Origin of the sequence: Asticcacaulis solisilvae (genome assembly GCF_052327315.1) — a bacterium.
GTDB classification, from domain to species: Bacteria; Pseudomonadota; Alphaproteobacteria; order Caulobacterales; family Caulobacteraceae; genus Asticcacaulis; species Asticcacaulis solisilvae_B.
Genome location: NZ_CP166196.1, coordinates 1,036,625 through 1,063,320, shown reverse-complemented (window position 1 = coordinate 1,063,320; position 26,696 = coordinate 1,036,625). Strand labels below are relative to the sequence as shown.

The 26,696-nt window shown below is 65.8% G+C and carries 25 protein-coding genes; 13 read left to right on the top strand and 12 right to left on the bottom strand.

Going from position 1 to position 26,696, the window contains the following annotated elements:
- Nucleotides 1–75: 75 nt before the first annotated feature.
- Complete coding sequence (locus tag AB8717_RS05015) at nucleotides 76–1,125, bottom strand: helix-turn-helix domain-containing protein (protein ID WP_443749932.1); 1,050 nt, start codon at nucleotides 1,123–1,125, stop codon at nucleotides 76–78.
- Between the two features lie 85 nt (nucleotides 1,126–1,210).
- Between AB8717_RS05015 and AB8717_RS05010 the strand changes: the two genes are divergently transcribed.
- Nucleotides 1,211–1,696: a DUF3291 domain-containing protein gene (locus AB8717_RS05010; RefSeq protein WP_443749931.1), complete on the top strand. Its 486-nt coding sequence runs from the start codon at nucleotides 1,211–1,213 to the stop codon at nucleotides 1,694–1,696.
- Between the two features lie 26 nt (nucleotides 1,697–1,722).
- Here AB8717_RS05010 and AB8717_RS05005 read toward each other — a convergent pair whose 3' ends face one another.
- Nucleotides 1,723–2,511, bottom strand: a complete 789-nt coding sequence (locus tag AB8717_RS05005) for a hypothetical protein (protein WP_443749930.1) — start codon at nucleotides 2,509–2,511, stop codon at nucleotides 1,723–1,725.
- Between the two features lie 122 nt (nucleotides 2,512–2,633).
- On the opposite strand from AB8717_RS05005, the gene AB8717_RS05000 reads away from it, so the two are divergent.
- The gene (locus AB8717_RS05000; protein WP_443749929.1) at nucleotides 2,634–3,872 is read left to right on the top strand and encodes an SGNH/GDSL hydrolase family protein; all 1,239 of its coding nucleotides are present in this window, start codon (nucleotides 2,634–2,636) and stop codon (nucleotides 3,870–3,872) included.
- Here AB8717_RS05000 and AB8717_RS04995 read toward each other — a convergent pair whose 3' ends face one another.
- A complete protein-coding gene (locus AB8717_RS04995) occupies nucleotides 3,873–4,418 on the bottom strand; it encodes a hypothetical protein (protein ID WP_443749928.1) in 546 nt (181 codons plus the stop codon).
- Nucleotides 4,419–4,555: 137 nt separating this feature from the next.
- On the opposite strand from AB8717_RS04995, the gene AB8717_RS04990 reads away from it, so the two are divergent.
- The 10 genes from AB8717_RS04990 (at nucleotide 4,556) to AB8717_RS04945 (ending at nucleotide 16,650) form a co-directional block, all read left to right on the top strand.
- Nucleotides 4,556–5,590, top strand: a complete 1,035-nt coding sequence (locus AB8717_RS04990; RefSeq protein WP_443749927.1) for a bifunctional nicotinamide-nucleotide adenylyltransferase/Nudix hydroxylase — start codon at nucleotides 4,556–4,558, stop codon at nucleotides 5,588–5,590.
- 149 nt (nucleotides 5,591–5,739) lie between these two features.
- Nucleotides 5,740–7,146 (top strand): nicotinate phosphoribosyltransferase, encoded by a 1,407-nt coding sequence (locus tag AB8717_RS04985; protein WP_443749926.1) that lies wholly within the window; start codon nucleotides 5,740–5,742, stop codon nucleotides 7,144–7,146.
- A 77-nt stretch (nucleotides 7,147–7,223) separates the two neighbouring features.
- Nucleotides 7,224–7,598 carry a response regulator gene (locus AB8717_RS04980; protein ID WP_443749925.1) on the top strand — a complete coding sequence of 125 codons (375 nt, stop codon included), beginning with the start codon at nucleotides 7,224–7,226 and terminating at the stop codon, nucleotides 7,596–7,598.
- A gap of 78 nt (nucleotides 7,599–7,676) precedes the next feature.
- Nucleotides 7,677–10,154 carry an ABC transporter permease gene (locus AB8717_RS04975; protein ID WP_443749924.1) on the top strand — a complete coding sequence of 826 codons (2,478 nt, stop codon included), beginning with the start codon at nucleotides 7,677–7,679 and terminating at the stop codon, nucleotides 10,152–10,154.
- Between the two features lie 62 nt (nucleotides 10,155–10,216).
- The gene (locus AB8717_RS04970) at nucleotides 10,217–12,694 is read left to right on the top strand and encodes an ABC transporter permease (RefSeq protein WP_443749923.1); all 2,478 of its coding nucleotides are present in this window, start codon (nucleotides 10,217–10,219) and stop codon (nucleotides 12,692–12,694) included.
- Nucleotides 12,695–12,825: 131 nt separating this feature from the next.
- Nucleotides 12,826–13,776, top strand: coding sequence for a glucokinase (locus AB8717_RS04965; RefSeq protein ID WP_443749922.1), 951 nt, complete (start codon nucleotides 12,826–12,828; stop codon nucleotides 13,774–13,776).
- A gap of 180 nt (nucleotides 13,777–13,956) precedes the next feature.
- A complete protein-coding gene (locus AB8717_RS04960; RefSeq protein WP_443749921.1) occupies nucleotides 13,957–14,298 on the top strand; it encodes a PadR family transcriptional regulator in 342 nt (113 codons plus the stop codon).
- A gap of 8 nt (nucleotides 14,299–14,306) precedes the next feature.
- Nucleotides 14,307–14,867 carry a DUF1700 domain-containing protein gene (locus AB8717_RS04955; protein ID WP_443749920.1) on the top strand — a complete coding sequence of 187 codons (561 nt, stop codon included), beginning with the start codon at nucleotides 14,307–14,309 and terminating at the stop codon, nucleotides 14,865–14,867.
- A gap of 18 nt (nucleotides 14,868–14,885) precedes the next feature.
- Nucleotides 14,886–15,707 (top strand): GIN domain-containing protein, encoded by an 822-nt coding sequence (locus AB8717_RS04950; protein WP_443749919.1) that lies wholly within the window; start codon nucleotides 14,886–14,888, stop codon nucleotides 15,705–15,707.
- A 169-nt stretch (nucleotides 15,708–15,876) separates the two neighbouring features.
- On the top strand, nucleotides 15,877–16,650 hold the full coding sequence (locus tag AB8717_RS04945; protein WP_443749918.1) for a COG4705 family protein: 774 nt from the start codon (nucleotides 15,877–15,879) through the stop codon (nucleotides 16,648–16,650).
- Here AB8717_RS04945 and AB8717_RS04940 read toward each other — a convergent pair whose 3' ends face one another.
- From AB8717_RS04940 to AB8717_RS04930, 3 genes are all read right to left on the bottom strand, one after another.
- Nucleotides 16,651–18,597 (bottom strand): glycoside hydrolase family 43 protein, encoded by a 1,947-nt coding sequence (locus AB8717_RS04940; RefSeq protein WP_443749917.1) that lies wholly within the window; start codon nucleotides 18,595–18,597, stop codon nucleotides 16,651–16,653.
- Nucleotides 18,598–18,699: 102 nt separating this feature from the next.
- Nucleotides 18,700–19,188, bottom strand: coding sequence for a DUF4142 domain-containing protein (locus tag AB8717_RS04935; protein WP_443749916.1), 489 nt, complete (start codon nucleotides 19,186–19,188; stop codon nucleotides 18,700–18,702).
- Nucleotides 19,185–19,538: a four-helix bundle copper-binding protein gene (locus AB8717_RS04930; RefSeq protein WP_443749915.1), complete on the bottom strand. Its 354-nt coding sequence runs from the start codon at nucleotides 19,536–19,538 to the stop codon at nucleotides 19,185–19,187. The genes AB8717_RS04935 and AB8717_RS04930 overlap by 4 nt, the downstream gene beginning before the upstream one ends.
- 92 nt (nucleotides 19,539–19,630) lie before the next feature.
- Here AB8717_RS04930 and AB8717_RS04925 point away from each other — a divergent pair, with 92 nt between their 5' ends.
- Nucleotides 19,631–20,155, top strand: coding sequence for a DUF1697 domain-containing protein (locus tag AB8717_RS04925; RefSeq protein ID WP_443749914.1), 525 nt, complete (start codon nucleotides 19,631–19,633; stop codon nucleotides 20,153–20,155).
- 260 nt (nucleotides 20,156–20,415) lie between these two features.
- Here the strand turns inward: AB8717_RS04925 and AB8717_RS04920 are convergent, their stop codons facing one another.
- From AB8717_RS04920 to AB8717_RS04895, 6 genes are all read right to left on the bottom strand, one after another.
- Nucleotides 20,416–23,172: a PAS domain S-box protein gene (locus AB8717_RS04920; RefSeq protein WP_443749913.1), complete on the bottom strand. Its 2,757-nt coding sequence runs from the start codon at nucleotides 23,170–23,172 to the stop codon at nucleotides 20,416–20,418.
- A gap of 150 nt (nucleotides 23,173–23,322) precedes the next feature.
- Nucleotides 23,323–23,745, bottom strand: a complete 423-nt coding sequence (locus tag AB8717_RS04915) for a response regulator (RefSeq protein ID WP_443749912.1) — start codon at nucleotides 23,743–23,745, stop codon at nucleotides 23,323–23,325.
- A gap of 145 nt (nucleotides 23,746–23,890) precedes the next feature.
- A complete protein-coding gene (locus AB8717_RS04910) occupies nucleotides 23,891–24,421 on the bottom strand; it encodes a response regulator (protein WP_443749911.1) in 531 nt (176 codons plus the stop codon).
- Nucleotides 24,422–24,547: 126 nt separating this feature from the next.
- Nucleotides 24,548–25,699 carry an ATP-binding protein gene (locus AB8717_RS04905; RefSeq protein WP_443749910.1) on the bottom strand — a complete coding sequence of 384 codons (1,152 nt, stop codon included), beginning with the start codon at nucleotides 25,697–25,699 and terminating at the stop codon, nucleotides 24,548–24,550.
- Nucleotides 25,699–26,160, bottom strand: a complete 462-nt coding sequence (locus AB8717_RS04900) for a response regulator (RefSeq protein WP_443749909.1) — start codon at nucleotides 26,158–26,160, stop codon at nucleotides 25,699–25,701. The genes AB8717_RS04905 and AB8717_RS04900 overlap by 1 nt, the downstream gene beginning before the upstream one ends.
- A gap of 2 nt (nucleotides 26,161–26,162) precedes the next feature.
- Nucleotides 26,163–26,687: a sensor histidine kinase gene (locus AB8717_RS04895; protein WP_443750857.1), complete on the bottom strand. Its 525-nt coding sequence runs from the start codon at nucleotides 26,685–26,687 to the stop codon at nucleotides 26,163–26,165.
- Nucleotides 26,688–26,696: the final 9 nt, after the last annotated feature.

Below are 26,696 nucleotides of genomic sequence, written 5' to 3'. Positions count from 1 at the left end.
GAAGGGTCCTTTCTGTCGTGCGCGATGGCACGGCAATGGACCCGCAAGGTTCAGGGCGCTCGCCGGATTTGAAAATCAGCCAGCCGGAACCACGCTTTTCGACGTTTCGGCTAGGGCGGCCTGGCGATATTCGGTGGGCGTGCGCCCCGTCGCCGCCTTGAAGGCGCGGTTGAACGGCCCGAGTGAGGCAAAGCCCGCATCGAGCGCGATGGTGATGACCGGCACCTGGGCCTGCTCCGCATCGGCCAGCGCCGCCCTTGCCTCGTCTATGCGGTAGCCGTTGACGAAGGCCGCGAAATTGCGGTGCCCCAGCTCGCCGTTGATGATCTGGCGCACGCGATAGTCGGGCACGCCGAGACGGTGCGCCAGCGCACCGATGGTCAGCCCATCCTGGCGGTAAAGCCGCTCCTCGCGCATCAGCCGCCCGATGCGGCCGAGCATCAGCCCTTCGTCCGGCGGGACCTTCGCGCGCACGCGCACAGGCCTTGCCTCGGCGAATACGGCGCCTGCCTGCGAGGCGCCCAGCAGCAGCCACGCACAGCCGGCGGCAATGGCCGCGACGCCGGCCGGCAGCCAGGCGCCGCCGGCGCCCGACGCTTGCGCGACCGTCTGCACCAGGGTGAAGACGGCGCTGGCCCCGACGACGAACTGCCGCAGCACGCGCCGGCGGTTGACCAGGTCGCCGCGCCAGGTCGCCAGGGTCTGCCCCAGCGCCAGCACGGCAAGGACCGGCGCCTGAAGCGTCAGGGCGATCGACAGCGGACCGTTGAGCGGAGCGTGCGCAAGCCATGTGCCGTTGAGCAGGCCCGTCCCGACGATGCCCGCCCAGAGCAGGCCCTGCCACGGCTTCGGCCGGAAACCGTCCTCGAACAGGCTGCGCGCGAACAGCCACAGCACGAGATTATTGCCGGCCGCCAGCGCCTGGACGGGCAGGCTCCAGACACCCAGGGCCTGGTGAAATCCCGGCGCTGAACACAGGACGAAGGCCGCGGTGCCCGCCGCGAACGCCGCGCCCAGCCGCGCCGCGACGGACCTGCCGTAGTCGCGCAGGATCAGCGCCGCCAGCAGGGCCAGCAGCAGAAGCGCGCCTCCGCGCAATCCGGCGTCGATCGGGGACAGGATCATGGGCAGGACTTTTACCACAGCCCCTTGCAAGGCGTAACCGGAGACGCCAAGTCAGATGCGAAAAACGCTGTTACGAGAGGCTGTCATGAGCGGGTATCACCTGGCGGAAATCAACATCGCACGCTTTCGCGAGCCCATAGACGATCCGGTCAATGCCGATTTCGTCGCGGCGCTGGAGTCGGTCAACGCGCACGCCGACGCGTCGGACGGCTTCGTGTGGCGGCTGGCCGGCGACGGCGGTGACGCCACCGGCATCCACGCCTATGACGACCCCAATATCGCCATCAACATGTCCGTCTGGAGCGATCTCGACAGCCTGGCCGCCTTCACCTACCGCAACCCCGAACACCTGGCCATCATGCGCCGGCGCAAGGAATGGTTCGACCGGATGGAACTGGCCTTCGTGCTGTGGTGGGTTCCGGCCGGCCATATTCCGACGGTCGAGGAAGGCAAGGCCCGGCTGGAGCTGCTGCGCCACAAGGGGCCGCACGCCGACGCCTTTACCTTCCGGGCGCCCTTCCCCGCTCCCGATTCGGACGGGATCGAGCCGGTGCTGGACAGTTGCGCCTAGATGAGCATGATGATTTTAGAGCGCGATCAGTTCGGCTTGACCTTGGGCGCGGCATTGGTGAAGCCAGCCATGACGAACGGGCCCTGCTTCGGTCCCAGGTCGTAGATCGTCTTGTTGAACTGGCTGTAGGCGCGGCAGGCGTCGGCGGCCGGAATGGTCGTCAGGCTGCCGAGCAGCGAGAGGTCCTTCATGTCGTAGCCCTCCTTTTGGTACTGCGCGATAAACGGCGTGCGCACGTCGCTGAGGTCGGGCTTGAAGTCACGGTGCACCGGGGCCTTGAAGGCTGATTCGAATATCGCCGCCTTGAGATCGGAGACCTTTTCGATATAGCCGGCGGGCGCGACCTTGATGAAGGCGGCGTTGCCGACGGCGTAGCCTATGCAGACCTCGGGCTGGCCGGCATAGAGCGCCAGGTTGTCGGTGTCGTACTTCATCAGGGCGTAGATGCTCTCGTCCGACGCCATCGGCATGTAGACGGCGAAATAGTATTGGACCAGGGCCTGCGACTGCATGCGGGCCTGATCCGCCCATTCCGTCTGGGGCATGGTCGCGACGATGGTCCTGATCCGGCTGCGCATCAGGCCGTCGAATTCCGGGACATTGTCGGACAGGACCTTCACCAGCCGCGTCTTCTTCATAATCTCCAGCGCCTGGTCGGCCACCGCATCGGGAGACAGGACCGACGACGGATCCGGCGCTTTTGCCGCCGCAGCCGGAGTTTTCGCCTGCGTCTTGTGCGCGGCCGCCCCGGCGGGGCCGGCCAGGGCCAGGACAAGGGCGATGGCCGAAACGGAAACGACGGATTTGCTGATCATGAGGGTCCCCCGAAAATATCCCCTTTGGTAACGCCTCGGCGCGGCTCGCACAAGCCGGCATTGGCGGCGGCTGGAATCCGTGTAAACCTGACAAAAAGTACGACATAAACGGAGGTCCGCCGATGCTGTCCCGCCTTGCCCTCGCCACCGCGATATCGCTTGCCCTCGCTTCGCCGGCCATGGCGGCCGGCCAGCCGTGGATCGCGGCCTGGTATGCGTCGCCCGAACCGTCGGCGACCGACAAGGCCTTCGTCGAGAACCAGACCCTGCGCCAGATCGTCCGCGTCAGCGCCGGCGGGACATCGGTCCGCGTCCGCCTGTCGAACGCCTACGGGACACAGCCGCTCCACCTCGACGACATCCGGCTGGCGCGCCGGGATACCGGCAGCCGCATCGATGCCGCGTCAGACGTCGCCGTGACCTTCAACGGCCGTCAGGGCGTCACCATCGCGCCGGGCGCCTATGTGCTGAGCGATCCCCTGCCCGTCTCCGTCAAGCCCGACAGCGACCTGGCCGTCAGTGTCTATGTTCAGGCGCGGACCGCGCTTACCACCGTCCACGATATCCAGCGCGGCGTGCTCTATGTGGCGACCGGCAAGCAGACCGACGCGGCTGAGCTGCCGGCGGCCGGTGTCGACCTGGGTGTCGGCCGTGCCTTTCCCTGGCTGGCCGAAGTCGAAGTCTCAGGCAGCGCGGCGCGCGGGACGCTGTTCACCTTCGGCGACTCGATCACCGACGGCTACGGCATCGACCCGGACGGCGGAAAGACCTGGCCCGACATCCTCAGCCGCCGCCTGCACGACGCCAATATTCCCCTGAACGTCGTCAATGCGGGGGTCAGCGGCAACCGCCTGCTGCACCACGGCCAATGGGCGCGCTTCGGCGAAGGCGGGCTGTCGCGCTTCGATCGCGACGTACTGGCCCAGACCAACGCCTCGGCGGTCGTCATCCTAATCGGCATCAACGACCTTGGCCACGCCCAGGGGCCGGGCTCGGACGGCTATGTTTCGGCGGACGACATGATCGACGGCCTGGCGCAACTGGCGGCGCGCGCCCATGAGCGGGGGCTGCGCGTCTACGCGGCGACGCTGACGCCGTTCAAGGGCACGGTCTTCAAGGACTATTATTCCGACGAAAAGGAAGGCCGGCGCCAGGCGATCAATGCGTGGATCAGGACATCTCCGGTGTTCGACGGCGTCTTCGACTTCGAAAAGGCGGTCGAGGACCCGGCCAATCCCGGCCAGCTGCTGCCGGCCTACGACCTGGGCGACCACCTGCATCCCAATACGGCGGGCGACGCGGTGATCGGCAACGCTATTCCGCTGTCGGCCTTCAACTGGGCGAAAAAGCTGCCGAAATAGTCAGTGCGAAGGCGCCGGCGTGCCTGGGGCATGGCCGGCGTGTTCCTTGACAGCGTCCTTGTATTCCGTCGAAGCCAGCAGCCGTTTCATGTAGCGGATCGGACGCCGCGCCGTGAATTTGTAGACGGCCTTGCCGCCCGAATCGAGCGTGCCGCGCGCGCCGCAAGCCTGGGCGTCGCAGCCGCCGCCGGCATCCTCGGTGATCAGACCCTGCGGCGTGGCTTTGAACTTCAGCACGCATGGCGGCTGGCCCTCGAGGCCTGCCGGTCCGAAATAGGTCAGGGCGTCGGGCATGAGGTCGGCCACGCCCCACAGATTGCATTCGGCGCCGTTGAAGAATTCCGAGTGGATGCGGAAATAGGCGGTCCCGGGCGACAGCTTCACCAACTCGAACACCTCCTGCGACGTATATGTCTGGCCATCGACCGTGGCGTTCTGGAACTGGTGCATATAGACGCCCGCTGCCTTGTCCAGGTCGGGCGCAGTGGTGGCGGCCATCGCCGGGGCGGCCATCAGCGCCAGTACGAAAAACGGTACTATCTTCATGATCGCCCTCTCCTTCGGATGGCAAAGCGATACCAATTCCCGGTCGCGAAATCCACCCGTTGACAGGCCGCGAAAAGAGGATCATGGTCCGCGTCGTCCGGGCAGACCGGACGTCATATCGCAATGAGGGAGCCTCAATGCACTACGATGTCATCGCCCTGATCGGGCGGTTCGAACCCTTTCACAATGGTCATATGTCGGTTGTCCGCCGCGCGCTCGAAACGTGCGACCGGATGGTCATCCTTATCGGCTCGGCGGAAGCCGCGCGCTCGACGCGCAACCCGTTTTCCGCTGCCGAACGCGAAGTCATGATCCGCGCTGCCTTAGGCGCTGACGCCGCCCGCGTCGTCTTCCGGCCGATCGTCGACCACCTCTACAACGAGGGCGCCTGGCAGGCCGACGTCCAGCAGCAGGTCACCGAAGCCGTCGCATCGACGGGTATCGACGATCCTGCAACCGCCCGCATCGGCCTGATCGGACACGACAAGGACGCCAGCTCCTGGTACCTGCACGCCTTCCCGCAATGGGACCTGGTCGAGGTGCCCTTCGCCACCACGCTGTCGGCGACCGAACTGCGTGAGCACCTGTTCGCCGACGATGCCGGCGCACTTCGTCTGGTCGAGGCCAATGTGCCCAAGGCCGTGTTCGAGACGCTGCAGGCCTTCCGCACGACGAAGACCTTTGCCCAGCTTGCCGAGGAGCAGCGCCACATCGTCGCCTACAAGGCGGCCTGGGCCAATGCCCCCTACCCGCCGACCTTCCTGACGGTGGACGCCGTCATCGTCCATTCCGGCCACATCCTGCTGGTCAGGCGCGGCGCCCAGCCGGGCAAGGGCCTGTGGGCCCTGCCGGGCGGCTTCGTCAACCAGGACGAAACCCTGCTGGAAGCCGCAATCCGCGAGTTGAAGGAAGAAACTCGCATCAAGCTGCCGGTGCCGGTTCTCAAAGGCAGTCTCAAGGGCCAGAAGGTGTTCGACGAACCCGACCGCTCGCAGCGCGGCCGCACCGTCACCCATGCCTTCCATTTCGAGTTTGCCAGCGGCGACCTGCCGGCCGTGCGCGGTTCGGACGACGCCGCCCGCGCCCGCTGGGTGCCGCTGGCCGAGGTCCGGCGCCTGCGCGAGTACCTGTTTGAAGACCACTACTTCATCATCGAGCACTTTACGCTTTAAAAAGCTCAGGCGCCGCATGGCTCGCCGCACGAGCGGCGACGCGCAGCCGCGCTTACCGGACGTGTGAAAGGTCACACATCCGGAATATGGAACCACCCGCCCACGGGGAAAGACCCCTACGGGCCCAACGACCAGAAGGCGCTTCTGTCATGACCGTCAATCCGATCCTCAATACCGACAGCTACAAGGCCAGCCACTTCGCCCAGTACCCGGCCGGCACCGAGCATGTCTTCTCATACGTCGAAGCGCGCGGCGGACCCTATGCCGACGCCCTGTTTTTCGGGCTGCAAGCCATCCTGAAAAACGAGTTCGCTCGTCCGGTGACCCGCGCCGACATCGCCGAGGCCGAAGAGATTCTTACTGCGCACGGCCTGCCCTTCCACAAGGCGGGCTGGGACCTGCTGCTCGACCGCCACGGCGGCCACCTGCCGCTGGAGATCCGCGCCCAGCCGGAAGGCACGATCGCCCCGGTCCACGTGCCGATGATGACGGTCGTCAACACCGATCCCGACTTCCATTGGCTGACCAGCTATGTCGAAACCGCGCTGTTGCGCGTCTGGTATCCGATCACGGTGGCGACGATCAGCCACGGCGTGCGCAGGATCATCCGCGAGGCCCTGGTCCGCACCGCCGACGCCCCCGATGCTGAGCTGCCCTTCAAGCTGCACGACTTCGGCGCGCGCGGCGTGTCGTCAGAACAGTCGGCGGCCCTGGGCGGCATGGCGCACCTGGTCAACTTCATGGGCAGCGACACGCTGTCGGCCATCGTGGCGGCGCGCAAACTCTATGGCGAGCCCATGGCCGGTTTCTCGATCCCGGCCGCCGAGCACTCGACCATCACCAGCTGGGAACGCGCCAACGAAGCCCAGGCCTATGCCAACATGGTGGCGCAGTTCGGCAAGCCCGGCGGCCTGTTCGCCGTGGTGTCGGACAGCTACGACCTGTTCAACGCCGTCGAGCACATCTGGGGCGAAGACCTGCGCCAGACCGTCATCGACAGCGGCGCCACCCTGGTCGTCCGCCCCGACAGCGGCGATCCCGTCGAGATCGTGTCGAAGACGCTGGCGCTTCTGGCCGCAAAGTTCGGCACCGGGATCAACAGCAAGGGTTTCAAGGTGCTGAATCATGTCCGCGTCATCCAGGGCGACGGTGTCAATCCGAAGAGCATTGCGGCCATCCTGGAGCGCATCATCAGCGAAGGCTTCAGCGCGTCGAACCTCGCCTTCGGCATGGGCGGCGCGCTGCTGCAAAAGTGCGACCGCGACACCATGGCGTTTGCGTACAAGGCCTCGGCGGCGCGCGTCAACGGCCAGTGGCGCGATGTCTACAAGGACCCGATCACCGACAGCGGAAAGCGCTCGAAGCGCGGCCTGCTGGGCCTGGCGGCCGATGGCGGCAGCTTCCGCACCGTGGCCGTGCGCGAAGGCGATTTCACGCCGCTGGACGGCAGCGTCAATGTGCTGGAAACGGTGTGGCGCAACGGCGAACTCCTGCGTGACGACAGCCTGGCAAACATCCGCGCGCGCGTCGCCAGGCATGACGCCGTTATCGGTTGAATAACACACTTGGCGTATGGTGAACGCACCCCGGTGTCCCCAAGGGCGCCGGGGTGCGTATTTTCAGAGGTAGTGCCATGAAATCGTGTCTTGTCGTCGACGACAGCCGCGTCACCCGCAAGGTCGCCCGCCGTATCCTTGAGGAGCTGTCCTTCCAGGTCAGCGAAGCTCATGACGGCGCCGAGGCGCTGGACCAGTGCCGCAAGACCATGCCGACCGCCATCCTGCTCGACTGGAACATGCCGGTCATGGACGGCCTGACCTTCCTCAAGCACCTGCGCCGGACCGAAGGCGGCAAGGCCCCGGTCGTCGTCTTCTGCACGACGGAAAACGACCTTGAGCACATTACCGACGCCCTGACCGAAGGCGCCAGCGAATACATCATGAAGCCCTTCGACTCGGAAATCCTCCAGGCCAAGTTCATCGAAGCCGGACTGATCGACCGGGACTGAGCGTTATCGACTGATTTCGTGCGTAAAGTCGTGTAAGGCTGTCACAAACCTGCCCGAGACGCGCCCGAAAGGCCCGCCGTGATCCGCTCCGCGATCCTGTCCTTCTACCGGTCCCTGCTGCGCCACCCGCTCTATGCCGTGCTCAACCTTTCCGGCCTGGCCTTCGGCATCGCGGTGTTCATCCTGCTCAGCCTTTTCGTCGGCTTCGAGACGCGCTACGACACCTGGCTGCCGGGGTCAGACCAGATCTACGCCATAACCTACAACACCAATGTCCGCATGGCGGCCCACCAGCCGCCGCGCTACACTTCGTCGGGCTATGCGCTGGACGCTGTCCACGCCGTCTTTCCCGATATGACCGGCACCCGCGTCGATGCCGATTTCATGGACATCCGCTCCGGCGACACCGTCATTTCGGAAGACGGCCAGGCGGTCGACCGGGACGTCTTCAAGGTCTTCGATCTCCCTGTCGTCGCCGGCAACCGCGAGGCCGCGCTGGCCGCACCGGACGGACTGATCCTGTCCGAACGCATGGCCAGAAAGTATTTTGGGCGCAGCGACGCCGTCGGCCAGGTGCTCTATATCCGCGACGACGCCGCACCGGTGCTGCCCGCCACGACCGCCCCCATGCCCGAAAAGCCGTGGCGCGTGATGGCCGTCGTGCGCGACGCGCCGCCCAACGCCATCCTGCGCTTCGACATTGTCCGCCTGCGTCCGGACGCGCCCCGCGGCCGCTTCTGGTACGGCTGGGGCAGCCAGTTCCAGGTCCGCACCTATTTCCGGCTGAACGCACGGGACCATGCGAGACTGGCAGCCGGCCTGGTGCCGGCGATCAAGGCCTACACGCCGCATGACGAAAAGGCCGAAATCTATTTCGCGCGCTTCTTCGCCAACAGCCGGATCGGCCTGTCGCCCTATTCCAGCGAGCACCTGGCCGACCCGCGGGCGCGCCGGGCGGTGGCGGCGGTGGACCTGGCCGGCTTCATGGCCTTCGTGGTTTCCCTGATCAACTATGTCAACCTGGCCACGGCGCGCGCCGGCATCCGCGCCCGCGAGGTCGCCGTGCGCAAGGCCGCCGGCGCCACGCGGGCCGCGCTGGTCGTGCAGTTTCTGTCGGAAGCCCTGCTGCTCGGCGCGGCGGCCCTGGCCCTGGCTTTCAGCCTGGTCGAACTCAGCCTTCCGATCCTCAACGCCGTCGGCCATCTGTCGCTCAAGCTCGACTATATACGCGACGGCCAGACCCTGCTGACCCTGGCGGCGGCCGTGCTGGCGGGCAGCGCCCTGGCCGGTCTTTACCCGGCGCTGGTCCTGTCGGGCTTCCATCCGGCCGAGGCCCTGGCGACGGCGAAGACCCCGGCCGGCGGCCGCCATGGCCGGATATTGCGTGAGGTCCTGGCCGTCATCCAGTTCGCCGCGGCCAGCGCCTTCTTCATCATCATCGCCGGCTTCGCCGTACAGGTTCGCCATCTCGAGACGGCGGAACTGGGCTTCACGCGCGACGGGCTGCTGGTCAGCGACGCGCTGATCACCCGGATGCTGTCGCCGCAAAAGGCGCTGGATATCCAGGCTGCCTGGCGCCGGACGCCGGGCATCGTGGCGGTCGCCAGCGGTCCCGTACCCGGCCAGTACTTCATGGCTCCGCGCTGGACGTTTCATCAGCCGGGGACGCCGCGCGAGACCGATATGCAGATGATCTGGACGGAGGGCGATTTCTTCACCGCCTACCAGACCCGGCGGTTGGCGGGGCGACACCTGTCCGGCCCGGACGACATGGGCCGGCTGGGTGTCGATCCCGCCGTGGCCGACGTGCCCAATGCCGGCGTCGCGGCCAATGCCGAGATCAACCAGTCGGCCGTGCGCGCCCTGGGCTTCGCCAGTCCGGACGCGGCGATCGGCCAGACCGTGACGCTGGGCCGTTCGGTATTCCGCATCGTCGGCGCCGTGGCCGACCAGCGCTTCCAGTCGCCGACGCAGAAACAGATGCCGGCCCTGTATGTCTACAGCGCCAATTGCGCGCTCGAATCCGAAGCCATCATCGCCTATGCCGACATCGACGAAGCCACCGCGCGCCGGCGCATCGAGGCCGTGTGGCGCGCCCTGGCCCGGGACGTGCCGTTCGACCTGTACAGCGGCCACGAAGAACTCGACTACTATTATGCCGAGGACCGCCGCAATACGCGCCTGTTCGCCGTTGGCGGCGGCATAGCCGGCCTGATCGGCGCTGTCGGCCTGTTCGGCATGGCCGCCTTCAATACTTCGGCGCGCGTGCAGGAAATCGCCGTGCGCAAGAGCTTCGGGGCCTCGCGCTTCCGCATCGCCCGCCTGTTGGTGCTGCAACTGCTGCGGCCCGTGCTGATCGCCAATGTCGTGGCCTGGCCGGTGGCCTATGTCGTGCTCGACGCCTGGCTGAAACCGTTCGAGGATCGTGTCGCCATGAGCCTGCTCTTCTTCATCATCGGCTCCGGGCTGTCGCTGCTGATCGCCGGCGCGACCGTGGCCGGCGTCGCCCTGTCGGCGGCGCGCACGGCGCCCCGCAACGCCCTGCGGCAGGTATAGCTCGCCATGCCGGCAAAACCGTGCAACCTTACCGCCTTCCACGACCAGCCCGCCGCCAAACCGTGATCCGCTTCGCGTTCCTGTCCTTCTACCGCTCGCTGACCCGGCAGCCGCTTTACGCGGCGCTGAACCTGCTGGGCCTGAGCCTGGGTATCGCCGTCTTCCTAGCGCTGAGCCTCTTCGTGCGGTTCGAACGCAGCTATGACAGCTGGCTGCCTCACGCCGGAACCATCTACTCGATCGCCGTCAAGGCCGAATTCCGGCGCACGCACGACAAGCCGCCTTCATATGCCGCCATCGCCCCGGTGTTCGACGCCATTGCGCCAAACGGCGGCGCCGTGGCCGCCACCCGGATCGCACCGACCTATGTCACGATCAAGACGGGCAACGCGGCCTTCAGCGAGGAAAGCCAGCTGGTCGATCCCGACTTCTTCAGGGTGTTCGATCTTCCCGTCGTCGCCGGCGACCGGGACGCGGCCCTCAAGGCGCCCGACGGCGTGATCCTGACCGAAAGCGCAGCACGAACCTATTTCGGACGCACCGACATCGTGGGCGAAAGCGTGACCATGATCGACGGACCGACCCTGTCGGGAGACTCCGGCGCCAGGCTTGAAAAGCGATGGCGCGTGACCGCCGTCCTCAAGGACCTTCCGCCCAATACCAGCCTGAAAATCAGCAGCATCCGCCTGATATCGCCCGCGCTCATCACCCGCGACATCATGTGGGAACGCCTGAGCCAGATGTACTTCCTCTTCGCCTCCCCCGATCGCGCCAACGACCTGGCCGGCCGCATCCCGGCGCTCGTGACCGCCCACCCCTATCCCCAGCCCCTCAAGACGCGCCTCGATGAGTACGCGGCTTCGAGCACCTTCTACGTCCTGCCCCTGACGGGCGAGCACCTGGCCGATCCCCACGCCGTCCAGGCGCTGGCGGCGCTCGAGACCGCCGGCGCCCTGGCCTTGCTGGTCGCCCTGGCCAACTACATCAATCTCGCGGCGGTCCGCATGCGCCCCCGCGCCCGCGAGGTCGCCGTGCGCAAGGCCACCGGCGCCGGCAGCGGACGGCTGGTGGCGCAGTTTCTCATCGAGGCGGTCATATTCGGCCTGGCCGCCATCATGATCGCGCTCAGCCTGGTCGAGATAAGCCTGCCGGTGATCGACCGGATCGGCCGGTTGCCGCTGCATCTCGACTACGGCCGCGAAGCCCCGATCATCGTCGGGCTGGCCGTGGTTGCCCTGCTCTGCACCGGCCTGGCCGGCCTGTACCCGGCCTTCGTCCTGGCGGCCTATGCCCCGGCGCCGGTCCTCGCCACGGCGAAGATGCCGGCGGGCCGCCCGGAAGGCCGATGGCTGCGCGAGGGCCTGGCGCTGGCCCAGTTCGCCGTCACGACCACCTTTTTCATCGCCATCATCGGCTTCCTGACCCAGGTCGCCCATATGCAAGGCAACGACATAGGCATTGCCCGCACCGGGGTGCTGGTGACGGACTCGCTGCTGGGCCAGGGCCTGAGCCGGGACGAAGCCCAGGCTGTCCAGACCGCATGGCGGCGCACGCCCGGCGTCCAGGCCGTCAGCAGCGGCCTTGTCCCGGGCCGGTACGCCCTCCAGTCACTGGTCTTCGCGCCCGCCCGCCGCCGCGACCTGGACGGCGCCCCCTCGACCCCCGCCAACGTCGTGTGGAGCGACCAGGACTTTTTCAAAGCCTACGACACGCGCGTCCTGGCCGGACGCCCGCTGACACAGGCCGACGACAAATGGACGCTGGACGACGGCTACGCCTCGGCGGGCAAGATCTGGACCTATCCGGCGGCCGCCAATGTCGCCGTCGACCTGACGGCCGCGCAGGCCCTGGGGTTCGCCTCCCCCCAGGCCGCCCTGGGGCACGACATCGCCTACGGCCAGGCGGTTTTGCATATCGTCGGCGTCGTCGCCGACCAGCGCTTCCACGGCCCGACGGTCCGCCACTTCCCGGCCATCTACCTCTACAGTTCCCTGCAGCCCATCGAGCAGGACACCATCATCCGCTATTCCGGCATCGACGAAGCCACCGCGACGCGCAGGCTGGGCGTGGCCTGGCATGCCGCCGTGCCGCAACTGCCGCTGCAATTGAACGGCATCGGGCATGAGCTCGACTATTTCTATGCCGACGACCGCCGCAATACGCGGCTGTTTGCGCTCGGCGGCATCGTGGCGGGCCTGATCGGCGCCATGGGCCTCTACGCAATGGCCGCTTTCAACGCCTCGGTGCGCGTGCAGGAGTTCGGTATCCGCAAGAGCCTGGGCGCGTCGCCCTGGAAGATCGCAAGGCTCCTGGCCGTCCAGTCCCTGCGTCCGGTGATCGTGGCCAATCTCATCGCCTGGCCGGCAGCCTGGCTGATCCTCGACCGCTGGCTGGGACAGTTCGAAGACCGCGTGGCGCTCAGTCCCTGGTTCTTCCTGGCCGGGTCGGGCGTGTCGCTGCTGATCGCCGTCATCACCGTCTCCGGAGTCGCCTGGTCGGCGGCGCGGGTACAGCCCGGCGGCGCCCTGCAGCAGGTATGACAATTTAATACCAAAACCATACAAACCGACGTGACAGCGCTAACAGACTCTGCAATTTGTTAGGAAACCGCGGATAAAACTGCCCACCAAGCGGCACCCGAAAATAAGCCGCGACTGGGAGTAAGACGTTCATGGCTGATCCGGTCCTGTTGTGTGACCTTTCGCTGGCGCCCGTCATGGGCCTGGCGCTCGCCCGCGCCGGCGAAGGTCCGAGTGGCGCCCGTTATGTCGAATGTCCAACGCGCCAGGCCTTCGACGCCGCTATCCTGGCTTTTCTCGACGAGCAGGGCAGTCCCGACCTGCGCGCCGTCGGCATTGCCGCGCGCGGCTGGGAAGACCAGACCGGCCTGCATCCCGTCGGCCTCGGCTTCTCGATCGGGCGCGACGATATCCGCGCCCTGCTCGGCGTGAAGCGCGTCAACTTCATCAACAACTTCGTCGCCCGCGCCCTGGCCGTACCGCGCCTGCGTCGCGACGAACGTATCGAGATCCTGCCGGGCCACGGCGCCGACGAACACGCTATCGCCGTGCTGGGGCCCCACCATGGCCTGGGCCTGGCCAGCATGATTTCCGACGGCATGGGCGGCTGGGTCGCCCTGCACGGCGAAGGCGGCCATTCCGACATGCCGGCCAGAACCGCCCACGAGTGGCAGGTCATCGAAGCCGTGCGGGCAAAGACCGGCTATGTCTCGCGCGAGACCGTCATGTCGGTCGCAGGCATCACCGCCGTCTGGCAGGCCGTGCACACGGTCGCCGGCGAGGCCGAGCCGGAAGCCCTGCCGCCGCGGGCCATCGTCGACGCTGCGCGCGCCGGCAATGCCCGGGCAAGGGAAGCCATCGGCCTGATGACGGTGTGGCTGGCGGGCATGGCGGCGGACGTCGCCCTGATCGTCGGCGCAACCTCGGGCGTCTACCTGACGGGCGCCCTGCTCGACATCATCGGCGACCAGTTCGATTACGACGCCTTCCGCGCGCGCTTCCTCGACAAGGGCCCGCGCTCGGAATACGTCGCCGGCATCCCCGTCTACCGCACGGCGATCGAGGGCCTGGAACTGCGCGGCCTGGCGACGCTGTTCGATTAAGGCCTCTTCAGACGACACTATTTTAACCCGGTGTTTCGCAGACGCCGGGTTTTTTCATGTCTACTCCCATTCCAACCTTACTAACATTTAATGACAAGTACCTTGCGATGAAAGGTAGCTTGTCATATACACAAGTCAGGCCGCGATCGCGGCGGAATTTGACAGTGTAAGGAACGGCTCATGCCGGAAACCATCGATATCCAACTGAAGAAAGGCGTGCTGGGCATGTGCGTGCTGGCCTTGCTGGCACGGTCCGAGAACTACGCCTACGAGATCGCCAGCGAGCTCAACACCGCCATCGGCATGGGCGAAGGGACCATCTACCCCTTGATGCGCCGCATGCAGTCGGACGGCCTGGTCTCGACCTATCTGGTCGAGTCGCCTTCGGGCCCTTCGCGCAAATATTACCGCCTCACCGACGCCGGCAAAAAGGCGCTTTCCGACCAGCGCGACGAGTGGCGCGGCTTTGCCCGCGCCGTCGACGCCCTGCTGGACGCCGCCCCGACCTCTTTGGAGGCTTGAGAGACATCATGACCAAAGCTGAATTTCTCGAACAGATGAAAAAGGGCCTGATCGGCCTGCCGCAAGGCACGATCGACGACATCGTCGCCGACTACGAAGCTCACTTCGCCGACGCCGCCGAACATGGCCGCCCCGAAGCCGAAGTCGCGTCCGCCCTGGGCGAACCCGCCCGGCTGGCGCGCGAACTCAAGGCCGAAGCCGGCCTGAAAAGCTGGGAAACGCGCAAGACGCCGTCCTCCGCCATTTCCGCCGTCATGGGCATTATCGGCCTGGGCGCCATCGACCTGCTGATCCTGCTGCCCATGGCCGGCGGCGTGGTCGGTACGCTGATCGGCCTGTTCGCCGCATCGGTCGGCCTCTTCATCGCCGGCGGTGTCGTCTTCGCCATCACGCCTTTCATGGGATTGCCGGGCGGTGCGATCGGCGCGCTTCTGGCCGGAGCCGGCCTGATGACCGCAGCGGCCGCCATCGGCTGCCTGACTGTCGCGGCCTCCATCTGGCTGGTCAACGGCATCGTCTGGTACGCCCGCCTCCATTACCGCGTGGCCAAGCCCGCGCTCGACGCCTGATCCGGGGAGATTATCGTCATGCTTCGTCCTCTGCTTCTCACCTCCGCCGCCTGCGCCGGCATCGCCGTGGCCTGCCTGACCGGCGCCGGCGCCCTCATCACCCACGATCTCAGCACCAGCGACTGGACGCTGATCTCGGAGAAGTTCGGCGACCATATCCGGGTCACCCGCGCCGCACCGTCCCTGCCCGAGCCGACCGAAACGAAGACACTGTCGTTTGCCGGCGACAGCGTCACCATCGACCTGCCGGTGGACGTCACCTACGTCCAGGCGCCCGACGCCCATATCAGCGTCACCGGCCCGGCGTCGCAGATCGCCCGCGTGGTCTTCAAGGACGGCCGCCTGTCGCTCAGCGACGGCCAGACGCTGAACGCCCACGACGACCGGGTGACGCTGCACCTGGGCGCCAACGGGCTTGAGGCCGTCCATGACGGAACTGAGCGCCTGCACGTCACCATCACGGCGCCGTCGGTGAAAAAATTCGCCGTCGAAGGCAGCGGCAACCTCGATATCCGCGGCTACGACCAGCCGACCATGGATGTGCGCCTGACCGGCAGCGGCAATCTCAACGGCGGCGGCCATACCAAGACCCTGACCCTGGCCATGGCAGGCTCCGGCGATGCCGACCTGTCGGCGCTGGCAGCGACCGATACCAGCGTCAACCTGTCCGGATCGGGCGATGCCGAACTCAACACCTCGGGCAAGCTGACCTCGGACCTGACCGGCTCGGGCGATGTCCGCTTCCACGGCCATCCGAAGACGGTCGAAAGCAAGATCGTCGGCTCAGGCTCGGTCGAGCCGACCGACGACGACAGGGACGGCGACGCGCAGGAGAACTAAAGCGCGATTCAAAAAGTGCGACGCACTTTTTGGATAAATTGCGCGACAAAACAAAAACCTGGGGCATGGATTTGAGCGAAGCTAAAATCATCATGCCCCAGGCGGCGGCACTTCAGTTCCCCCTCATCTTGAAAGCCTATAGGGTCGCATCCTTCGGAGGTTGCGACCCATGGAACAAGCGAACGCGGATACCCTGAAACAGGCCGTGGCCAAGGTGCCCGCGGTCACCCTGGTCTTCTGGATCATCAAGATCGCCTGCACCACTTTGGGCGAGACCGGCGGCGACGCCGTCACCATGTCGATGAACCTCGGCTATCTGGTCGGCACGGCGATCTTCGCCGCCGTCTTCGTCGTATCGGTCGCCTTCCAGATCCTGGCCAAACGCTTCCACCCGGCCCTCTACTGGTTCACCATCATCGCGACGACCACGGTCGGCACGACCCTGGCCGACTTCGCGGACCGCTCGCTGGGCATCGGCTATGCCGGCGGCAGCGCGCTGCTGCTGGCCCTGCTGCTGGCGTCGCTGGGCGTGTGGCGGCTGACCCTGGGGTCCGTCGACGTCAATACGGTGAGCACGCCGAAGACCGAGGCCTTCTACTGGGTGACCATCATGTTCTCGCAGACGCTGGGCACCGCGCTGGGCGACTGGACGGCCGACACGGCGGGGTTCGGTTATACCGGCGCCGCCCTCCTGTTCGGCGGCCTGCTGGCGGCGATCGCGGCGGCCTGTTTCTGGACGAAGATCTCGCGCGTCCTGCTGTTCTGGGCCGCCTTTATCCTGACGCGGCCGCTCGGCGCCGTGGTCGGCGATTTCCTCGACAAGCCGCTGGACCACGGCGGACTGAACCTCAGCCGCTTTGCCGCGTCCGGCGTGCTGATCGCCATCGTTGTCGCGGGCATTCTCGTCTTCCCGCAGCGCGCGGGAAGACATCCGCAGGCCTGATTATTTCGCGGTCCATTTAAACCGCACGCCGTCCTTGCCGTCGGGTAGCGGGCCCGGGCTGTCGGCGTGCAGCACGCCCTTGTCGTCAAGGCGCAGATAACGGTCGGTTTCCAGCGACATCAGGATGATTTCGCCGGTCAGGGTCTCCATCCACTGGAAGGTCTGGCCGGGCGATTTCGTATCCGCGGCGAAGGCAACCGAACCGTCAGCCTGAACCGTCATCGCCTGGCCGCCTTTCAACAGCGCCACGCGGCCGAGACCGCGATCGGCGACCATCAGCATCTGACCAGCGCCGCCTGCAGCTGGCTTAAGGCGGACGGTACGGCCGAACGGGATCGGCTTCACGCCGGCCGCGTCGGGCTCATGCACGGTGATGGAATCGATATCGGCAATTCCGCCTTCGTGCCCTGCCGTATTGAAGGCGAAGACGCCGTAGCGCACGCCCTGGAAGGTCTTGAGCTGGAACACGCTGGTGAAGGGGCCACCGAGCTTGTGGAAGGTCTTGCCGTCGGTCGACCAGCTGAAACTGTGCGTCTCGGTCAGGAAATCGCAGTCGGCGCGCAGCCAGACGCGCGTCGCCTTGATTGCCTGGCGCAGCGGCGCCTGGGTCTGCTCGTCGAAGCGCGTCACCGACAGGCCGCCATCGGTCTTTTCGACGCCGATCCAGCCATAGGGCCGGTTGAACAATGACAGGCCGGTGACGTCGCCGGCCTTCAGGCCCGATATGTCCAGGGCGACGGTCGCGCTTGAGCGCGGCCCCATGACGCGCTGGGTCAGGGTGTCCCTGGCGTCGAGCAGCCCGGTGGCCGGCAGTGCGTGCAGGCGCAGGTAACCCGGGCGCTCGGTCAGCGACCATTTGCCATCGGCGGGCACGTGGTTCCATTGCCAGACAGGCTTCAGCACCGTTTCCGAAAAATCGGAACTGCGCTGATAGGGGGCGTGCGGCGTCTCCTGCGGCAGGTTCGGTTTCGTCCAGACGCGCGGCGTGCGCGTCATATTTCCGGGAAGCCCGAAATATGGCCAACCGTCCTTCCAGGTGATCGGCGACAGGGCGGTGAGGCGCCCGACCGAGTTGGAATCGTACATCGACCAGCCCCACCAGTCGCCATTCTGCGTTTGCAGGATGCCGCCCTGGTGCAGCGAGCCCCAGCCGTGCTGCGACGGATCGGGCGGATTGATCTTGAACGGCGGCTTGTCGCCCGCCTCGCGATAGCCCTGGACCTGGCCCCAGTCTTCGTCGACGCTGATGGCGCGGTTGACCTCGTACGGTCCGCGCGGCGACTTCGACCGCGCCGCCGCCATGCGCATGCCGGCATATTCGGCGCTGAGGATCCAGTAGGTGTCGCCCCACTTGTACATGTGGGAACCTTCGCCCATGCCGGCGCCGCGCGGAATGATGATCTGCTCGGAACCCGGCACGATGTCGGTCAGAGTGGCATCCAGCTCGGCCAGGTGGATTTCCTGATATCCCCACACGACATAGACCTTGCCGTCGTCGTCGAACAGCACCGACAGATCGTGGAAGCTCTTCTTCATCGCCGTCTGCGTCCACGGCCCCTTGGGGCTCTTCGCCGTAAAGAGCTGCGTCGTCGCGTGGTTGACGTTGCTGAAGATGTAATAGGTGCCGTTGTGATAGCGGAAGCTGGGCGCCCAGATGCCCTGGCCGTAAATGTTCTGGCCGTTTTCCAGCCGGTAGGCCGGCCCGAGGTCGAGCTTGTCGGTGACGTAGCCGACGAAGTCCCAGTTCACCAGGTCCTTCGAATGCAGGATCGGCAGGCCCGGCATCGAGTGCATGGTCGTGCCGGTCAGGTAATAGTCGTCGCCGACCCGGATCATGTCGGGATCGGAAAACTCGTCGTAGAACAGCGGGTTGGTATAGGTGCCGTTGCCGTTATCGGCCATCCAGGTGGTGCGCGCCGGCGGTTTCGCCCAAGCGCTTCCCGCCATCGCCAAAACCATCAGAATTGCCGTAGCACCAACCCGCTTCATGTCCGCTCCCATATGTCGTTATGGAGCGACAGGTACAATACTCAGACAATAATGTCATCCTCACATTTTCGCCTGAAGCGCCTCGATCATTGCCTTATGCGCGGTCAGGGTCGGCAGTGCGTTGTGCGCATAGGTCTTAAGGTACATGTCCTGGCCATTATTGGCATAGTCGCCGAACAGCGCCACGGCCGAGGCATGGTCGGCGACCATGGTCTGGACATAGGCCTTGTCGAAATCCGTGGTCATCGCGGTCAGGCTGGCCACCTTGGCGGCGTGGTCGGCGTCGAGCGCGTCCGGCAGCGGGATATGTTCCTGCCTGGCAACCATGGCCAGCAGGGTGCCGGCCTTGGTGTGGTCGTCGATCATGTGCTGGGCGAAATCGCGCACGCGCGCGTCCTGCGATCGCTGCAATGCCACTTTCGACAATTCGATTTCGGTCATGTTGGCCTGGGCGGCGGCGGCCACGAAATCGTCCGGCTTGTCGGCGGCAAAGGCCGGAAGGGCGCCGGCGGCCAGCGCCGCCGCGATCCAAAGGACAGCGCGCTTCATGATGCCATCTCCGGCATACGGCTCATTGCGCGGCAGCTTTCGGCGCAGCGGCGGCACGCCTCCGCGCAAGCCTTCATGCGCTCGCCACCGATGGCGTCGCACGATTTCGCGCAGGCTTCGCAGACCTCGGCGCAGGCCGCGCACGTCGCCCTGTGCAGCGTCGACTGCCGCGTCATGAAGTCGGCCGCGGTCTGGCACATCGCGATGCAGTCGGTCATGATGCGCACATGATCCGCCTCGGCATGCTTGCCGCCCATCTTGAGGCAGTGGTCGAACAGGGTATGCTGGCATTCGTTGCGGCATTCCCAGCACCGGGCGATGCAGGCCGTAAGCGCGTCGGGCGTAACCATGGCGGTCTCCTTTTGTCAGGTGACGCAATCAGGCGCCGCTACCTGTCAAAATGCAGTCGATAGATGTTCGTAACTCATAAGGATGCCGCAAGATGACCTGGGTCGCCCTGCTCTACTCCATCGTCCTGCCGGCGGGCGCGCGGTTGAAGATGGCCGATCTCAAGGCGCTGGCCGAAAGCCTGGGCTACCGCAATGTCCGCACCGTCGCGTCCTCCGGCAATCTGATCTTTGACACGGACGCGCGCGATGCGGCCGCCATTGAGGCAGACCTGGAATCGGCCTTTGCAAAGCGCTTCGGCAAGGCCGTTCCGGTCATCCTGCGTGATGCCAAAACGTTTCGCGAACGCGCCCATGCCAATCCTTTTCCGGACGTCGATGACCCCAGGCAGGTTTCGGTCCGCGTCATGCGCAAGCCCTATCCAGCCAGCGTAAGCGATGACCTGAAGCCCTATGTCGACGATGAACGCGTGGCGCTGGTTGACGGAGACCTGTTCATCCACTTCCCGGGACAGCCCAGCCGGACGCGGCTTCTGGCCGCCTTCGGCACAAAACGGTTCGCAAGCCCGGGAACCTTCCGGACGCTGGCCATGCTGCGCAAGATCGCGGCAGCGCTTTAGCCGCCGAACATCTTCATGACCGCCCAGATGACGGCCATCCAGAAGAGGGCGCAAAAGGGACTTAAGACAACGACCGTCCAAAGGATCGGAATTTTACTGACCTCGACGCGATCGTCCTGCTGCAGGACGTCATGAGGTAAGTTCTGGGGTACTTGCATGGTTTCCGCACACTGTCTCCCGCCCTTGTTTTACGGCGGTCAGACACTCGACTCACCCAGGCGGTGTGTAAGCGTGCACCCGGTTGCATAAAAATTCAACCCTCAGGATAATTCGCGGCTGGCCGAGCGCAGGACTCCGGTCAAGGCGCCCTGCAATTCGTCGATGCGGAAGGGCTTGCGCAGGACGGTCGCATCCTCGCCCAGGACGCGCTCGATCGCCGCCGTGTCGGCATAACCGCTGGCGAACAGGATCGGCAAATCCGGATAAAGCGCACGGGCGGCCAGGGCGACTTCGGCGCCGTTCATGCCGGGCATGGCGAAATCGACCAGCAGCACGTCGGGGCGCCGCGTCTTCAGCACCTCCAGTCCCGACGGGCCGTCAGCGGCCTCCCAGGGCTCGAAGCCCAGCACGTCGAGCGCGCCCGTCAGGGTGTGCCGCAGGTCCGGATCGTCATCGACCACCAGGACGCTGAGCGAGGCCGGAGCGGGGGCGAGCACATCGGACGCAGTGGTGTCGCCGTCCGTCACTTCGCCTTCGGCCCGGGGCAGGAAGACGCGCACCGTCGTACCCGTGCCCGGCGCGCTTTCGATGCGCACCGTGCCGCCGGCCTGGCGGGCGATGCCGTAGACCTGGCTGAGCCCCAGCCCTGTGCCCTTGCCGACGCCCTTGGTGGTGAAGAAGGGATCGAGCGCGCGCACCGCCACGTCCGGCGTCATGCCGGCGCCCGTATCGGTGACGGTCAGCTCGACGTAGTCGCCGCGCTTCAGCTCCGGATCGTGCCGGATATGGCGCACGGCGGTCGCGATGATCAGCGTGCCGCCGTCGGGCATGGCGTCGCGCGAATTGATCGCCAGGTTGAGCACGGCCATTTCCAGCTGCGTCGGATCGGACAGGACCGGCACGCTGCCGGTGTCGAGCTCGAAGCCAAGCCGGATCATGGGCCCGAGCGCCCGCGCCAGCATGTCCCGCATGCCGTGGACGACCGACGCCACGTGCAGCAGCTTGTTTTCGATGCGCTGGGCGCGCGAAAAGGCCAGCAATTGCCCGGTCAGCCGGGTGCCGCGCTCGGCCGCCTGCATGCCGGACTCGGCGAAACGGCGGACGCGTTCGACATCGTCGGGCCGGCGGCGGATCAGGTCGAACGAGCCCAGCACCGCGCCAAGCAGGTTGTTGAAATCGTGGGCGATGCCGCCGGTCAGCTGGCCGACCGCCTCCATCTTCTGCGCCTGGCGCAGGGCGTCCTCGCGCACGCGCTCCTGCGTCACGTCGCGGCCGACGGCATAGACGACGCCGTCGCCCGGCACAGCCGCCCAGGCGATGCGGGCATAGGAACCGTCGGCCCGGCGCAGGCGTTCCTCATAATGCTGCACGATGCCGCCGGCGCTGAGCAGGGCCAGGGTCTCGATCGAGCGGTCGAGGTCTTCGGGATGGACAAGGTCCAGCACCGGTTGCGCCATCAGTTCGTCTTCGTCGTAGCCGAGAAGCCGCGACCAGGCCGGGTTTATCGTCTTCAGCATGGCGTCGAAGCCGACCACGGCGAACAGGTCGTTCGACAGCTCGAACATGCGGTTGCGCTCGCGCGTGCGCTGCTCGACCTCGGATTCCAGACGCGTATTGGCCGTGTGCAGTTCGGCCTCGGCCAGCTTGTGTGCGTGGATGTCGGTGCAGGCTCCGACCCAGCGGATGATCTTCGCGCCGTCATAAACGGGCGCGCCCCGCACGGCATGCCAGCGGAAGGTCCCGTCGCTTCGCCGGAAGCGGTATTCGGTCTGGTATGGCGCCCCGGTCCGCCAGGACGCCTCCCATACCCGCGCCGCGCGCTCGCGGTCCTCGGGGTGGAGGGCGGCCATCCAGCCGTCGCCCAGCAGGGCCTCGGACGGCAGGCCGGTAAAGTCCTGGTAGCGGCCGCTGGTGTAGACATTGTTCCCCTGGGCATCGGTGATGAAGACCAGGGCCGGCAGGGTCTCCGCAAGGGCGCGCAACTGCGCCTCGCTGTCGCGCAGGGCCATTTCGCCGGCCCTGCGGTCGGTGACGTCGATACAGACGCCGTGCATGCGCAAGGGGCTTCCGTCGTCGCCGCGCACCACGAAGCCCTGGTTGTGCAGCCAGACCAGCCGGCCGTCGGGGTGATTGTAGCGGAATTCGCGGTCGTAGCGCTCTGCGCGCCCCGACACGACGTCCTCGACCAGGGCGCGGTTGGCGGAATTGTCGGGCTCCGGGATGCGCGTCTGGAATTCGTCGTAGGTAAGGCCTTCGCCCAGTATGGCGTCCGAATTGTCCGAACGCGTGATGATCCCGGTGGCGAAGTCGCGCGACCAGACGCTCATCCGCCCGGCCGACAGGCCGAGATTGAGCTGCATCTGGCTTTCGCGCAGGGCCTGTTCGGCCTGGACGCGCTGGGTCGTCTCGACGACGATGGCCAGGACGCCCGCCGGTTCGCCGTCGTCTCCCGGCAGCGGCGAATAGTCGAGATCCATCCAGACCTGTTCGCCCGCGCCGTTACGGAACAAGGTCAGTTCCTGGTCCTTGAATTTCAGCGTGCCGCCCGCCAGGCCGACCTTCATGACGTGGTCGTTGAAGTCGGCGACCTCGGCCCAGCCTTCGCGGACCTTGGACCCCAGAAGCTGCGGATGGCGGCCGCCGGCGAAGACCGAATAGGCGTCGTTGTACAACATCACGCCGTCTTCGTTCCACAGCATGACCATGGCGACATCCGAACGCAGGACGATGCTCACGGCGCTTTTGAGGCTTTGCGGCCAGCTGGAAATCGGACCGAGCGAGGTGCGGCTCCAGTCGAAGTCGGCGATCAGCCGTCCCGTTTCGCCGCCATAGGCCGCGATGCGATCGGCAAAGGTCACTGCATGCGCCCGTGCAGGCCGTCCATCTTCCACTGTTTCCTCGATACCGGCGCTTGCGTCCGGCCCCAGCCGCCGTTGTCGGCACTATACCCGTCTTCCGGAAATGAGCGCAAAAAAATAAAAAAGCGATATCCGGGCTGCGGTGGCGGCCTAACTCAGCGGGACCGTCTCGCCGATCGCGGCTTCAAGGCGGGCCTCCAGCAATGACGGCCGGAAGGGCTTGCACATGATGTCGGTCATGCCGGCCGTCAGGCACAGGTGATGGATGCTCGACATGGTGTGGCCGGTAATGCCGAGGATCGGTACGGCGTGCTGCCCCTGCACCGCCTCCTGCTTGCGGATGGCGCGCGTCGCCGCGATGCCGTCCATCCTGGGCATTTCTATATCCATGATGATCGCGGCGAAGGTCTCGGCCACGGCGCGTTCGACGGCGACGCAGCCGTCCGTGACGACCTCGACATCGAAGCCGGCCATGTCGAGGACCTCGGCGATAAACAGGGCGTTGGGTTCATAGTCCTCGGCGAGGAGGACGCGGCCCCGGCGCAGCGGGGCATTGGGATCGGATACGGACACAGGCACTTCCTCCAGAACCCGGCCAGCCGCCGATTTCGCCGGCGCCGCCGTGCATGAAGGTCTTTCGTGCCTTCTGCTCACACCTATAGAGCGAGTCGTTGAAATTCAAAAGACAAGCTAGTTTTCAAAAGATACTGACGGGCTATCAGGCCGCGCCAAGGGCCGACAGACGCAGGCCCTGCCCATCCTCCTGGATATCGAGCAGCGGCAGAACTTCGAGAATGTCGCGCAGCTTCTCCAGCGACGGCGGCTTGACGACGTAGCCGACGGCGCCGAGGTGCATGGCCTGGTGGCGGTCGACGTCGTGGCTCGAACCGGTGCACATCACCACCGGCACGCGGTTGAGCCCGGGCTGGGCGCGGATCAAGTCCAGCAGCTGGAAGCCGCTTTCGCCCGGCATGTTGATGTCGAGAAGGACAAGGTCGATGGGTTCGCCGCGTTCAAGCTGCGCGACCATGATCTCCATGGCCTCGTGCGCCGACATGGCGGTATGGAGCTCGCAACCCATGCCCTGCCCGCTGAACAGGAAGCGCTTGGCCAGAAGGATGTCGTTGCGGGCGTCATCGACCAACAGGACCCGCGCCAGGCGCAGGCATGAGGCCTGCGGCAACCGGGGCCGGAAATCGCGCGACGCGCCGGTGCTGGACATATCCGAAAATGGCGCCTGGCTGACCATGCTGGTCTCCGTTCCTGGTCGCCCCCACCAAATACACTTCACGGTCGTTTATTGTGCGATTTTTGGCGCGTTATTGTGCGCAAAAACAACCATAAATTAAACTATACTAACAAATGCTTAACGCGTCTACTCACCTGTCTTCACGGCTGCGCGAGGCTTGCTGAGGGTGAAGTGGAAGGTGGCGCCCTCTCCCGGCACCGACTCGGCCCAGATTTCACCGCCGTGGTTTTCCACGATCTTGCGGCAGATCGACAGGCCGAGCCCGGTGCCCTGGATGCTTTCCCATACATGCAGCCGGCGGAAAGGCTGGAAGATCTGGTCGAGATATTTCGGCTCGATCCCCAGGCCGTTGTCGACGACCGACAGCCGCCAATGCTCGGCGTCATCGGCGATGCGGATACGGATGCGCGGAACATTGCCGCGCGCCTGGTACTTGATGGCGTTGGCGACCAGGTTCTGCAACAGGCGCGACACCTGGATGGGGTTGCCGTAGAGCCTGGGCAAGGGGTCGGCCTCTACGTCGGCGCCGCGTTCGCGCACCAGTTCGCGCAGATTGTCGAGCGCGGTCTTGAGCACGGCATTGCCGTCGAAGGGCTCGCTTTCGATGGCGTGGCTGCCGACGCGCGAATAGGTCAGCAGGTCGCCGATCATGCCGTGCATGCGCTGGCTGGCTTCCAGCACGATGTCGAGATATTCGCGGCCCTGTTCGTCCAGCCGGTCGGCATAGTCCTGCTTGAGGATCTGGCCGAAGCTGGCGACCATGCGGATCGGCTCCTGCAGGTCGTGCGAGGCGACATAGGCGAAGCGTTCCAGCTCGGTATTGCTGGCCGTCAGCTTTTCGATCAGCAGGCCACGCTCGTGCTCCAGCGCCCGGTGGCGGATCGCCGCGGTGATGGTTTCGTGCAGCAGGCCGGGCGTGACCTCGGACTTGACCAGGTAGTGCTGCGCCCCGGCCTTGATCGACTGGACGGCAATGTTTTCGTTGCCCTGGCCGGTCATCATGATCACCGGCAGGAAGGGATATTGCTGCACCAGGTCCTGCAGCAATTCCAGGCCGTTTTTTCCCGGCAGCGAATAGTCGAGCAGCACGCAGTCCGGCCGCGCCTCGGCCAGGCTCTTCATCATCGACTCACCGCCGGCCGCCTCGCGGTAGCGGTAATCCACGTCGGCGATCTTCTTCAGCGTCCGCACATAGCGTTCGCGGTCGTCCGGATTGTCATCCACCAGCAGGAGCATGGGCGCGTCGAGCGCGGCCTGAATGTCGCCCGGCCCGTCCATCAGGCGCTCTTTTCCGCGGCCTTTTCACGGTTGGGCAGAAGCGCCACCCCGAACCAGTAGTCCTTCATGGTGCGCACCGCCTCGGTCAGCCCCTCGAAGCTGACTGGCTTCTGGATATAGGTGCTGGCGCCGATCTCGTAGCAGGTCTCGACGTCGCGGGCGTCGCTGGAGGTGGTCAGTACGATGACCGGAATGTGCTTCAGCTTCGGATCGCCCTTGACCGCGCCCAGCACCTGCCGCCCGTCGATCCCCGGCATATTGAGATCCAGCAGGATCAGGTCGGGCGTCGGCACGTCCGTACCGGCGTACTTGCCCGTCCGCCCCAGGAAGTCGAGCGCGTCGCGGCCGCTCCGGCACCAATGGACCGGGTTGACGAAATGGCTCTTCTTGAGGCTGCGCACCGTGGCTTCGTAGTCGTCCTCATTGTCTTCGACCATCAGGAGTACAGGGATGGCTTGCATGCTCAATGTCCCTCCGGGGCTTTCAAAGTGAAGAAGAAGGTGGTGCCCGCGCCCGGCTCGGACTCGAGCCAGATGCGGCCGCCGTGGCGTTCGACGATCTTCTTGACGAAGGTCAGGCCGACGCCCGTGCCCTTCACGGCGTCGTCCTCTTCGTTGAGGCGCTTGAAGATACGGAAGACGTCGGAAAAGAAGCGCGGCTCGATGCCGATGCCGTTATCGCGGACATAGAAGACCGGCGCCCCGTCCTCCTGGCCGGCGACGCCGACCTCGATGCGCTTTTCCGGCTTGTCGTTGTACTTGACGGCATTGGTGATCAGGTTGCGGAACAGCTCGGTGACGCGCGGCACGTCGCAGATAATCGTCGGCAAGGCTTCAGGGATGGCGATCACCGCATTGCGTTCGCGCAAGGTCACCTCCATCATCAGCTCGATGTCGCGGACGATGCGGTTGAGGTCGGCGCCCTGCACCGCAAGGTCCTGACGGCTGAGGCGCGAGAAATAAAGCAGGTCGTCGACCAGCGATTCCATGCGGCCGCA

Bases quoted from the DNA above. Each gene is read 5' to 3' on its own strand.
- AB8717_RS05015 (WP_443749932.1), bottom strand. From the start codon at position 1,125: ATGATCCTGTCCCCGATCGACGCCGGATTGCGCGGAGGCGCGCTTCTG.
- AB8717_RS05010 (WP_443749931.1), top strand. From the start codon at position 1,211: ATGAGCGGGTATCACCTGGCGGAAATCAACATCGCACGCTTTCGCGAG.
- AB8717_RS05005 (WP_443749930.1), bottom strand. From the start codon at position 2,511: ATGATCAGCAAATCCGTCGTTTCCGTTTCGGCCATCGCCCTTGTCCTG.
- AB8717_RS05000 (WP_443749929.1), top strand. From the start codon at position 2,634: ATGCTGTCCCGCCTTGCCCTCGCCACCGCGATATCGCTTGCCCTCGCT.
- AB8717_RS04995 (WP_443749928.1), bottom strand. From the start codon at position 4,418: ATGAAGATAGTACCGTTTTTCGTACTGGCGCTGATGGCCGCCCCGGCG.
- AB8717_RS04990 (WP_443749927.1), top strand. From the start codon at position 4,556: ATGCACTACGATGTCATCGCCCTGATCGGGCGGTTCGAACCCTTTCAC.
- AB8717_RS04985 (WP_443749926.1), top strand. From the start codon at position 5,740: ATGACCGTCAATCCGATCCTCAATACCGACAGCTACAAGGCCAGCCAC.
- AB8717_RS04980 (WP_443749925.1), top strand. From the start codon at position 7,224: ATGAAATCGTGTCTTGTCGTCGACGACAGCCGCGTCACCCGCAAGGTC.
- AB8717_RS04965 (WP_443749922.1), top strand. From the start codon at position 12,826: ATGGCTGATCCGGTCCTGTTGTGTGACCTTTCGCTGGCGCCCGTCATG.
- AB8717_RS04960 (WP_443749921.1), top strand. From the start codon at position 13,957: ATGCCGGAAACCATCGATATCCAACTGAAGAAAGGCGTGCTGGGCATG.
- AB8717_RS04955 (WP_443749920.1), top strand. From the start codon at position 14,307: ATGACCAAAGCTGAATTTCTCGAACAGATGAAAAAGGGCCTGATCGGC.
- AB8717_RS04950 (WP_443749919.1), top strand. From the start codon at position 14,886: ATGCTTCGTCCTCTGCTTCTCACCTCCGCCGCCTGCGCCGGCATCGCC.
- AB8717_RS04945 (WP_443749918.1), top strand. From the start codon at position 15,877: ATGGAACAAGCGAACGCGGATACCCTGAAACAGGCCGTGGCCAAGGTG.
- AB8717_RS04940 (WP_443749917.1), bottom strand. From the start codon at position 18,597: ATGGCGGGAAGCGCTTGGGCGAAACCGCCGGCGCGCACCACCTGGATG.
- AB8717_RS04935 (WP_443749916.1), bottom strand. From the start codon at position 19,188: ATGAAGCGCGCTGTCCTTTGGATCGCGGCGGCGCTGGCCGCCGGCGCC.
- AB8717_RS04930 (WP_443749915.1), bottom strand. From the start codon at position 19,538: ATGGTTACGCCCGACGCGCTTACGGCCTGCATCGCCCGGTGCTGGGAA.
- AB8717_RS04925 (WP_443749914.1), top strand. From the start codon at position 19,631: ATGACCTGGGTCGCCCTGCTCTACTCCATCGTCCTGCCGGCGGGCGCG.
- AB8717_RS04910 (WP_443749911.1), bottom strand. From the start codon at position 24,421: ATGGTCAGCCAGGCGCCATTTTCGGATATGTCCAGCACCGGCGCGTCG.
- AB8717_RS04905 (WP_443749910.1), bottom strand. From the start codon at position 25,699: ATGGACGGGCCGGGCGACATTCAGGCCGCGCTCGACGCGCCCATGCTC.
- AB8717_RS04900 (WP_443749909.1), bottom strand. From the start codon at position 26,160: ATGCAAGCCATCCCTGTACTCCTGATGGTCGAAGACAATGAGGACGAC.
- AB8717_RS04895 (WP_443750857.1), bottom strand. From the start codon at position 26,687: ATGGAATCGCTGGTCGACGACCTGCTTTATTTCTCGCGCCTCAGCCGT.